At 30.8% G+C, this 10,941-nt stretch carries 10 protein-coding genes and 1 tRNA gene; 3 read left to right on the top strand and 8 right to left on the bottom strand.

Features of this window, described 5'->3' with window-relative positions:
* The first annotated feature begins 1 nt into the window (after position 1).
* The 3 genes from ACMUOV_RS00410 (at position 2) to ACMUOV_RS00400 (ending at position 1,698) form a co-directional block, all read left to right on the top strand.
* Positions 2 to 79, top strand: a tRNA-Leu gene (locus tag ACMUOV_RS00410).
* Positions 80 to 99: 20 nt separating this feature from the next.
* Positions 100 to 939 carry a DUF4032 domain-containing protein gene (locus tag ACMUOV_RS00405; protein ID WP_413852693.1) on the top strand — a complete coding sequence of 280 codons (840 nt, stop codon included), beginning with the start codon at positions 100 to 102 and terminating at the stop codon, positions 937 to 939.
* Between the two features lie 24 nt (positions 940 to 963).
* A complete protein-coding gene (locus ACMUOV_RS00400) occupies positions 964 to 1,698 on the top strand; it encodes a metallophosphoesterase family protein (RefSeq protein ID WP_413852691.1) in 735 nt (244 codons plus the stop codon).
* A 114-nt stretch (positions 1,699 to 1,812) separates the two neighbouring features.
* Here the strand turns inward: ACMUOV_RS00400 and ACMUOV_RS00395 are convergent, their stop codons facing one another.
* From ACMUOV_RS00395 to ACMUOV_RS00360, 8 genes are all read right to left on the bottom strand, one after another.
* Entirely contained in the window at positions 1,813 to 2,340 is a 528-nt protein-coding gene (locus ACMUOV_RS00395) for a KdsC family phosphatase (RefSeq protein WP_413852690.1), read from the bottom strand.
* Positions 2,340 to 2,543, bottom strand: a complete 204-nt coding sequence (locus ACMUOV_RS00390) for a hypothetical protein (protein ID WP_413852688.1) — start codon at positions 2,541 to 2,543, stop codon at positions 2,340 to 2,342. The genes ACMUOV_RS00395 and ACMUOV_RS00390 overlap by 1 nt, the downstream gene beginning before the upstream one ends.
* Position 2,544: 1 nt before the next feature.
* Entirely contained in the window at positions 2,545 to 3,375 is an 831-nt protein-coding gene (gene kdsA, locus ACMUOV_RS00385) for a 3-deoxy-8-phosphooctulonate synthase (protein WP_413852686.1), read from the bottom strand.
* Positions 3,376 to 3,395: 20 nt separating this feature from the next.
* Positions 3,396 to 6,062 (bottom strand): ATP-dependent chaperone ClpB, encoded by a 2,667-nt coding sequence (clpB, locus tag ACMUOV_RS00380; protein ID WP_413852684.1) that lies wholly within the window; start codon positions 6,060 to 6,062, stop codon positions 3,396 to 3,398.
* A 96-nt stretch (positions 6,063 to 6,158) separates the two neighbouring features.
* Positions 6,159 to 8,132, bottom strand: a complete 1,974-nt coding sequence (locus ACMUOV_RS00375) for a phospholipase D-like domain-containing protein (protein WP_413852682.1) — start codon at positions 8,130 to 8,132, stop codon at positions 6,159 to 6,161.
* Positions 8,133 to 8,230: 98 nt separating this feature from the next.
* Positions 8,231 to 9,787 carry a bifunctional phosphoribosylaminoimidazolecarboxamide formyltransferase/IMP cyclohydrolase gene (purH, locus tag ACMUOV_RS00370; RefSeq protein ID WP_413852680.1) on the bottom strand — a complete coding sequence of 519 codons (1,557 nt, stop codon included), beginning with the start codon at positions 9,785 to 9,787 and terminating at the stop codon, positions 8,231 to 8,233.
* A 16-nt stretch (positions 9,788 to 9,803) separates the two neighbouring features.
* Positions 9,804 to 10,436 (bottom strand): regulatory protein RecX, encoded by a 633-nt coding sequence (locus tag ACMUOV_RS00365; protein ID WP_413852678.1) that lies wholly within the window; start codon positions 10,434 to 10,436, stop codon positions 9,804 to 9,806.
* Positions 10,437 to 10,643: 207 nt separating this feature from the next.
* A partial coding sequence (locus tag ACMUOV_RS00360) for a hypothetical protein (protein ID WP_413852677.1) occupies positions 10,644 to 10,941 on the bottom strand: 298 nt, incomplete at its 5' end.

Genomic DNA, 10,941 nt, shown 5'->3' with positions numbered 1-10,941 from the left:
TGGCGGAACTGGCAGACGCACAGGACTTAAAATCCTGAGGCTCGCAAGAGCCGTGAGGGTTCAATTCCCTCTCTACCCATATTTTTTTTCGGTAAATTTATGGAACATATTCTTCTTGATTTTTCATCTATAGAACAAAATCTTAAAAATTATACTTTCAAAAACAAAGGTGTTTTGGCAATTGAAATAGACAAAATAATAGGCAGTTTAGGCAGATATTTTGATTTTACCGAAAACTTACTTCCTAAAAGGGATGTTTTAACCACAAGATATGAAAGAATCAAAAAAATTATGACCGAAGGCGGAATATTACCGCCTATTCAAGTTTATCAAATATTGGATAATTACTTTATAATTGACGGCCATCACCGTGTTGCAATTGCAAAAAATGAATTAAATGCAAAATATATTGATGCCGATGTAACGGAGGTTCAATTTAATTTTGAATTGTCGCCTAATACCAAATATATATTCGGCAGTGAAAGTACCAAAAATTTTCTGATTAAATTGGAAGCTTATTCTTTTGAAAAAAGCACATATTTGAATAATAATATTTTAATAAAACCGTTAACTGTTACCGAGCTTAAAAGTTATGCGACGTTAAACCAGGAAATAGAAGATTTTAAAAAACAATATAACAAAGGTGAACTTTCAAGGAAATCAAAAATTTATTCGTCATATACATGGTATGCACAAATATTTTTACCTGCCGTCAATCTTATTGAAAAAGAAGATATATTGTCAAAATTTCCTCACAGAACATATACGGACTTATATGTATGGATTCAACGTCATAAATATTTTTTAAGCCAACAGGCAGGGCATGATGTCGGGTTTGATTATACCGCACAGGATTTTGCCGAAAAATTTAAAAATAAAAAATTATTTAACATTATACCTCCGATTTTTAAAGATTTGTTAAAACATTTGGTTAAGTAAAAAAAATATTTATCGGGTTATTTAATGAAAATTCTTGCCGTTTCTGATAAAGATGATTCAAAATTACAGGCATGTGTTTTGAAGAATATGCAATTTCTTCAAAATATAGATTTAATTGTTTCCTGTGGTGACGTTTCAAAACAATATTTGGAATTTTTGGTTGATAATTTAAAAAAACCTCTTTTTTTTGTTGAAGGTAACCATCAGTTTTTATCTCCGGAAAAAGATATACCCGGAAATTATTTGGATAATAAATTGTTTGATTTTTTTTCTCATGATAAGTATATAACATCAGGCGGAATCAATATCCATTCAAGAATTGAAAATTTTAATGATTTTATTTTTGTCGGTTTTGAAGGGTCTTTAAGATATAATAAAGGCGGTTTTCAATATACTCAAAAAGAGATGTCAAAAACAGTAGATAAAATAAAATCAAAGATAAAATTAATTCGTTTTTTTGATTGTTTATTTAAAAGGAAACGTAAAGATGTTATAGTTGTAACTCATGCCCCCATAAAAGATATACACGATAAACAGGATTTGTGCCATCAGGGCTTTACAAGTTTTAAAAAATTTGTTGACGAAATAAAACCTGTTCTTTGGTTGCACGGTCATGTTCATTTTGAAGGACAAACAAATTCTCAAATTACAAAACATGACAACACTTTGGTTGTAAACACTTACGGCTTTCATATAATAAATATAAATGATAACGATATTAAAGTTGTATCAAATATTCAAAATTTAGCGGATTATTAAATTGAAATTTTTATCGTTTCGTTTCCGGCGGAAATTTATTCTTTGTGTCAGCCGAGGTGACCGGTGAAGCAATACGGTTATTGCCGTTATTGTTAAACTTTCAGCTTTCAGTTTCTAAGCTATCGTAAATTTGCCGTCTTGTGCTTTTAAAATCAAATTACAAATATCTCTAAAAGCGCCTTTCCCGCCGCAATATTTTGAAACATATTTTGAAACTTTTTTTACTTCTTCAACGGCATCATTCGGGCAGGCAGACAGCCCTGCAATTTTCAATACGGGTAAATCTATAATATCATCGCCTATGTAGGCAACGGAAGAAATGTCAATATTGTATTTTTTTGCAATTTTTAAAATTTCACTTTTTTTATCTCTGCAATTTTGTATAAGTAAATCTATTTTTAATTCTTTTGCTCTTAATTCAACTTGTTTTGATTTTCTTGCCGTTATCCAAACAAATTTTATGTCCGACAAATTCTTTTTTATTAAACTTACTCCGGCACCGTCTTTAACGTTCCATATTTTCAATTCGTTACCGTCAGGAAGTAAAATAATTTCACCTGCGGTTAATACACCGTCAATATCACTTGCTATAAGTTTAATACCTTTTGCCGCTTTTAAAATTTTACTTGAATAATTTGCCATTATTTCTGTTCCTGAATAACAGGTTTATCCAACCACGGAGTTATTTGTTTAGGAATTTCTCTCATATACGGTTTTAATAAAAAGTTTACGGTAAAAAATGCAATTATTATTAAAATATACATAATTGCCAAAACTTTTAAAAACCATTTTAAATTAGGTTGCCAAATTGAATTTTTTGTTTCTTGTTTTATTTCATTATCCATATTATTTTCTCTTTACCAATTTATCTATGGGTATAACCTGTTTTAAAATATCTTCAAACATTTTAAAATTTACACTGTTTGCTCCGTCGGAAAGTGCCTTGTCGGGGTTTTTATGAACTTCCAAAAATAAAGCTGCAACACCTATTGCACAGGCCGCTTTTGCAAGAGCCGTAACAAACTGTCTGTCGCCTCCGCTTGCATTGCCTAACCCTCCGGGTTTTTGGACACTGTGTGTTGCATCAAAAATTACGGGGTATCCGGTTTGTTTCATTATTTCTATTGCTCTAAAATCCACAACAAGGTTCCTGTAACCGAAACTTGAACCTCTTTCGGTAAGAGATATTTTATTGTTTTTAAAAAATTTTATTTTGTTTATTATCTGTTCGCAATCCTGTGGCGCTAAAAACTGACCTTTCTTTATATTGACGGGGATATTTGTTTTGGCACAAGCAGCTATAAGGTCTGTTTGCCTGCATAAAAAAGCGGGTATTTGTATAATATCAACAACTTCGGCAACAGGTTTAACATCGTAACTGCAATGAACATCGGTTAAAACCGGAATATTTAGAGTTTCTTTTATTTCTTTTAAAATTTTAAGACCTTTTTCCAATCCTGGACCTCTGTAAGAATTAATTGAAGATCTGTTGGCTTTGTCATAAGAGCACTTAAAAATAAAATTTATTTTTAAGTGCTCACAAACGGATTTTAATTTTATTGCCGTCTCAAAAGCTTGTTTTTTGCTTTCAATAACACAAGGCCCTGCAATAACTGATAACGGTAAATCATTCGATATTATTAAGTTTTTTCTTATTTTTAACTGAAAATTTTTCATAGCCCTTTTATTATACAATATTATGAAGAAAAATTCACAAAAACAAGCTCTTTTTTATCTTTTGATAAATCCGCTTTAATTTTATTGCCTTCGGCAAAATTTCCTGCAATTATTTGTGAAGATAACGGATTTAACAAATAAGTTTGCAATGCTCTTTTTAAAGGTCTTGCACCGAATGCCGGTTCATAACCTTTTTCTGCAAGGAATTCTTTTGCTTTGTCCGTAAGCTCAATAGATATTTTTTTGTCGGCTAATCTTTTCAAAATTGTTTTTAATTGAATATCTATAATTTTTGACATATCTTGTTTTTCAAGCCGTCTGAAAATTATTATTTCATCTATTCTGTTTAAAAATTCCGGTTTAAAATGAAGATGAAGTTCGCTGTCTATTTTCTTTTTTATTTGTTCGTAGTCAAAATTTTCTTTAATCGGTTCCTTTTTCTTTTTATCTTTTTCAAAACCTATTTTATCTTTATCAAAATTTATACTGTCCTGAATATATTGCGAGCCGACATTTGATGTCATGATAATGACAGTATTTTTAAAATCCACCGTTCTTCCCTTGCTGTCGGTAAGTCTGCCGTCATCAAGCAACTGTAACATTATATTAAATACATCGGGATGTGCCTTTTCTATTTCGTCAAACAAAACTACCGAATACGGTCTTCTTCTGACGGCTTCGGTAAGTTGACCGCCGTCTTCAAAACCTACATATCCGGGAGGTGCACCTATAAGTTTTGATACTGAATGTTTTTCCATATACTCGCTCATATCAATTCTGACAATATTTTTTTCGTCATCAAATAAAAAATCCGCCAAGGCTTTTGCAAGTTCGGTTTTACCGACACCGGTAGGGCCTAAAAACATAAACGAGCCCATAGGTTTGTTAGGGTCGGAAATTCCCGAACGGGACCTTCTGACGGCATTTGCAATTGCTTCCACCGCATCGTTTTGCCCGATAACTCTTTCATGTAACCTTTCTTCCATTTTAAGCAGTTTCTGCGTTTCTCCTTCCATCATTTTTGATACGGGAATACCGGTCCATTTACCTACAACACCGGCTATATCGTCCTCGTCAACTTCTTCCTTTAACATTTTTTTATCTTTTTGTAATACGTTAAGTTTTTTGTTTTGGCTGTCTAAATCGGCTTGAATTTTCGGAATTTTACCGTAACGAATTTCTGCAACAAGGTTTAAATCACCCGCTCTTTCGGCTTTTTGTTCATCGGTTTTTAATTGCTCTATTTCTTTTTTTAATTTTCTTATTGAAGAAATAGTTTCTTTTTCCTTTTGCCAGTGAACTTTCATTTCATTTGAAGAATTTTTTAATTTTTCAATTTCCGATTCTATTGCGGAAAGACGTTCTTTTGCAGCCGGATCGGAATCTTTTTTAACGGCTTGTTTTTCTATTTCAAGTTGCCTTATTTTTCTTTCAACACTGTCAAGTTCAACAGGCATAGAATCAATTTCCATTCTTAGTTTACTTGCTGCTTCGTCTACCAAATCTATTGCTTTATCCGGTAAAAACCTGTCGGTAATATACCTTGAGCTTAGTGTAGCTGCGGCAACCAAAGCGGAATCTTTTATTTTTACACCGTGGTGAACTTCATATTTCTCTTTAATGCCTCTAAGTATTGCAATGGTATCTTCTACCGAAGGTTCACCGGTATAAACGGTTTGGAATCTTCTTTCAAGTGCTTTGTCTTTTTCTATATATTTTCTGTATTCGTCAAGTGTTGTGGCACCTATAAGTTTCAATTCTCCCCTTGCAAGTAACGGTTTTAACATATTACCTGCATCCATTGCACCTTCTGTTGCACCGGCACCTACAATGGTATGTATTTCATCTATAAAAAGTATTATTCTGCCTTGTGCCGCCTGAATTTCTTTTAAAACGGCTTTCAATCTGTCTTCAAATTCTCCTCTGAATTTTGCACCAGCTATTAATGAACCTAAATCAAGTTCTATAACTTTTTTGTCTTTTAATGTTTCGGGAACATCACCGGAAACTATTCTTTGTGCAAGCCCTTCGACAATTGCAGTTTTACCTACACCCGGTTCACCTATCAAAACCGGGTTGTTTTTTGTTCTTCTTGATAAAACCTGAATACTTCTTCTTATTTCTTCATCTCTTCCTATAACAGGGTCAAGTTTGCCTTTTTTGGCAAGTGCGGTTAAATCTTTACCGTATTTTTCAAGTGCCTGATATTTATCTTCCGGGTTTTGATCGGTAACTCTGTTGGAACCTCTTATAGAAACAAGAGAATTTAAAACCTTATCCTGAGTTATCCCGTATTTATTTAAAATTTTAGTTGCCTGTAAATCGGCAAAACTTATAATTGCAAGAAAAATATGTTCGGTTGAAACATATTCATCTTTTAAATCTTTGGCTATTTTTTCCGAAACGGTAAATATTTTGTTTAAATCCTGCGATAAATATGGAGTTGCACCTTGAACTTTAGGTTTGGCTTCGATAAGTTTTAAAACATCATTTTCTATTAAAGGTTTTAAATCCTGTTCAACCGCGGATAATTTTTTTATAATAGTTCCGACGATGCCTTGTTCCTGTTTAAGTAAGGCATACAATAAATGTTCGGGTGTAATTTCCTGATTACCGTATTGTGTTGCAATATCCTGCATATCCGCAAGCGCCTCTTGCGATTTTATTGTAAATTTTGATATATTCATTTTGTGTTCCTCCTTTGTTCCAATTATATTGAAATTAGCACTCTTTGCTGCTGAGTGCTAATATAACACAAAATAAAAATTTTGTCAAGTGGTAAATTACATCAGATAGTAAATAACAGGTATATCTACGGGTTCTTCATATTTTTGAGAAACTTCAAAATCTTTTATAAAAAGTTTTTCTAAAAGTTCATCTACTAATTTTTTATCGTAAAAAGCAATATTTATTTCTCTGTTTTTAAACATGCTGAGCTTATTGAAATTTGCACTGCCTAAACATGCCCAATCATCATAAATTGCAGCTTTTACGTGTGCCATTTTCGGATATAAATATACTTCTATTCCGTTTTCTATAAAATAATTTGCTATCTTTAAATTCATTTTATCATAAAGAACCATATCGTTTACCGCAGGAAAAATTATTTTTACGTCAACTCCTCTTCTTTTTGCAAAAACCAATTCTTCAACTAAAGTTTTTTCCGTAAAATAAGGGTTTTCTATATAAATTCTTTTCCTGGCTCTTCTTATGGCTTCCAATTGAGCATCATATATTTGATAATCAGTTGAATTTGTGGTTAAAATTCTAACGTTAATCATATTATCATCATATATTTGTTCTTTTACTTTTGATTTTGTAAATAAACTTCTGTACGCAACGGCAAAATCACCGCCAAGTCCCGAAAATGACCATACTTTATAAAACATTTTGGCTATGGGATAAACTATAGGACCTTCCAAAGATACCATCAAATCATGCCATGTATATCTGTATTCGGTTGCTATATTCATACCGCCGATATATGCTTTTTTTCTGTCTATTAAAAAAATTTTTCTATGGTCGGAAATCAGCCAGGTATCAGGGTGAAGTCTTACTTTTATATTAGAATTTTGTTTTAAAGTTTTAACTATATCGTTATCATTATCATCGTTTTTTATAATGGGGTCCTGAATTTTTTTATTACTTAAACTTCCGAAATTATCTATCAATACTCTTATATCGGTGCTTTTTGATTTTTCTTTTAAAAGATTTATAATTTCGGTTGCAAAACTGTCTGTTTTAAAAATATATGTTTCTATAAATACGGAGTGTTTTGCAAGTTTTAAAGAATCGATAAAATTATTAAAAAAATCTTCACCGTCAATAAATAATTTCACGTTTGCTTTAAATTCTTTCGTTTCCAATTCTTCATCCAAAAACTTGTTAAAATCGTTCAAGTCCATTGTGTCGGATTCGTTTTGGAAAGAATCCGAATAAAAATTTTCGTTGATATTCGGTGTAAAAGCATTTAAAGTTGAAGAAGCTGTTGAAAAAAGTCTGTAAACGGATGTAAAAGGTGACTTTACTATCGGAACGATATGATTTTTTATTATAAAAGAATATAAAAAATCACCGGTCTCAACAAAAAAATTATTATTTGTTTCCGCTTTTTGATAAGGAGGCAGTATTAAAGGAATTACTGTTTTGTTATCGGTATCAACGTATAAATAAACGATATTGTTTATATTTTTGGACAGAATAAAAAGTTTGCCGTTATTATCCGAATGCTTTTTTGTAATTTCTATAAAATTATTAAATAAAGTTTCCGCATTTTGTTTGTCTAATTTCTTTTCCGCTTTTAAATTTTTTTTGATATTTGTGCTTTTGTCCGGAAGGTTGATTTCCGCTTTTAATTTCTTTGTTTCTCCCAATTCGGTTTGATATTCATATTCAAGGAGTTCTTTTTCAATATCATATTGAGCATTAAGTTCACTTATTATTTTCTGATAAATTTCATCGGATAAAACTTTAATTTCTTCAATTTTATCTTCTTTTTTTATAATTTTTTCGGCATCCAATTTTAACCTTTTTATTTTATGCGTTTCGGCGTGCTTTGGAATTTTTACGGTGAGATATAAATTATGCAAATCATAATCTATAAATAATTTGTTTTTTATAACAAAAACTCTTTTCGGATTAACCGTATAATTTGCAATTTTTGCCAAATCTATTTTTACACTTTTACCATAAGAATAAGGCAAGAATAATAAAATTAAAAAAAACGTTAAAAAATATTTTATATGGAATTTGAACATAATAAAACAGAATGTATAAATTATTGTTTTTTTGCAAAGTAACAAAATTTTTTACATTGTGCATTTTACATTAAACATTAAAAATTGCGAAGCAATTTTTAATGTTTAAAATGTCTCATTGACGTAAATTGCATTGCAATATTTTTTTTGTTACATAAATCTATTGATAAATCGTCTCTTATTGAACCGCCGGGTTGTATAATAGCGGTAACATTTTCTTTTGAAGCGGCTTCAACTACATCGGGAAACGGGAAAAATGCATCGGAAGCAAGCACCAAAGGATACTTTGTTTGGTCTGTTTCAAATTTTGCTTCTTTCATTTTCTTAATTGCAATATTTAAAGAGTCTATTCTGCTCATTTGTCCTGCACCTATTCCGACGGCTTGTGTTCCGCGAACAAGAATAATCGCATTTGATTTTACATGTTTACAAATTTTCCAAGCAAAAAGTAAAGATTCCGTTTCTTGTTCGGTAGGTTGTTTCTTCGTTATGGTTTTTATTTCATTCAACAACTTTTCGTCTCTTTCTTGTACAAGCATTCCGTCGGTTAACATTCTGTATTCGGTTGAAACTGACGGCTTTACATATTTGTTAGGTTGTTTTAGTAACCTTATATTTTTCTTTTGTGTTAAAATATCCAAGGCATCTTGTGTGAAATTGCAAGCAACAACACATTCAACAAAAAGTTTTGAAATTTCTTCGGCAACATTTTTATCAACAGGTAAATTAAATGCTATTATCCCTCCGAAAGCACTTACCGGGTCGCATGCCAATGCTTTCATGTAAGCATCTTTTGCATCTTTTCCTTCGGCACATCCGCAAGGATTGTTGTGTTTTATTATTGCGCATGCCGGTTTGTCAAACTCGTGGACAAGCCGCCAGGCAGCTTCCAAATCCAAATAATTATTATATGAAAGTTCTTTGCCGTGCAATTGTTTTGCAGATATTACTCCGCACGAATTTTCTTCATTGCCGAAACTGTATAAAGCTGCCTTTTGATGAGGATTTTCACCGTATCTTAAAGAAGCAATCTTTTTTAACGGAACACCTGCCTGTGAAGGAAATTGTTCATAAGATAAATAATTTGATATTAATCCGTCATAATATGCGGTATGTCTGAAAGCTTTACCGGCGAGTTCAAGTTTTAAATTTTCATCAATTGTTTTACTCTTTAAATTATTGATAACCGTTGAATAATCATCCGGACAACATACTATCAATACGTCTTTATAATTTTTTGCAGCAGCTCTTATAAGTGTAACTCCTCCGATATCAATGTTTTCTATTATATCCTGTGATATTTTTTTATCTTCCGGCTTTTGTATTTTTTTTGCCGTTTCTTCAAACGGATATAAATTTACGGCAACAATATCTATTGTTTCTATTCCCAAATCTTTCAACTGTTTTATATGCTCGGGAATATCTCTTCTTGCAAGTATACCGCCGTGGATTTTCGGATTTAACGTTTTTACTCTGCCGTCAAGCATTTCCGGAAAGCCGGTAACATCTGATATTTCTTTACAATCTATTGAATTTTCTTTTAATTTTTTTGCGGTTCCTCCGCTTGAAATTATGTTGTATCCCAAAGATTTCAATTCTCTTGCAAATTCAACAATTCCCGTTTTGTTACAAACACTTAATAATGCGGTTGCCATTTTTATTCTCCTTAATTTAATATAAATTGTTGTTTTCAAATTCTCTAAAAGCTTTTGCTATATCACTTGAAGAAAAACCTCTTCTTTGAAAATACATAGCAATTTTTCTTGTTTCATTTTTATCGGTTCCGTTAAATTTCGGATATTTCTTTTTCATTATATTCATAATTTGCAAATATGTTTCCTGCTCCTGCTGTGTGATATTTAAAATTTTTGAAATTATTTCATCGTCTATATTGTGCTGTTTAAGTTCGTTTTTTATATAAAAAGGACCTTTCCCTTTGCTTGTTAAATATTTAACAAGTTCTTTAGCAAAATTTTCATCGTTTATATAATTCAATTCACAAAGTCGGGCTATCGTTTTTTCAATATCTTCAATTTGAAAACCCTTTTGTAACAACTTATCGGTTAAACCTTTTTTGCTGTATAACTTATGCGATATTAAATAAAATGCATAACTTGATATTTTGTTTGAATTATTATGTTTTAATATTTTTTCGAAAGTATCTTTGTCAACCGATAAGTTGTTTTTTAACCCGAACAAAACTATCGTTTCTGCATCAAGTAACACGGCAGAACCATTATCAAAAATAACTTTAAAATAATTTTTTATTTTAGGATATTTTATAATTTTGAAAATTTTTATCATCGAAACAATCCCTGCAAAAAAAATATTTTAGCATTTTAATACAGCAATGTATAGTTTTTTTTCTTTGTTTTATTAAAGTTTTGTGATGTTTATTGTTGTTTTAAAGTTTTTCGGCTTTAATACTAAAAATTACTTTAAAATTTTTTTGTGTTTTCTGTTGAAAACATAATTGTTTTTTAATATAATTTTTGCATAAATGCATACACTTTATGAACTGATTTTATATTCATCATCAATATTTACGTTTTTTGTTGCGGTTTTTGTATTTTTGAAAAATACAAAAACTTCAATAACAAAAAACTTTTTTATACTTTCCTTATCCGTTTCAATGTGGCTTTTTTGTTTTGCAAAAATATACGGAACCGTGGATTTGACAGTAATTTCATTTTGGGCAAAAATCGGTTTGATTTCAATGATTTTAGTTCCGATATTTTTTGCGGATTTTTTATTTTCATTTATTGATAAAAGAATAAATATAAATATAAAAATATTTTTTATAGCGATA

Origin of the sequence: Candidatus Ruminimicrobium bovinum (assembly GCF_902760015.1) — a bacterium.
Classification (GTDB): domain Bacteria; phylum Elusimicrobiota; class Endomicrobiia; order Endomicrobiales; family Endomicrobiaceae; genus Ruminimicrobium; species Ruminimicrobium bovinum.
This window is presented reverse-complemented; position numbering and strand designations above follow the sequence as displayed.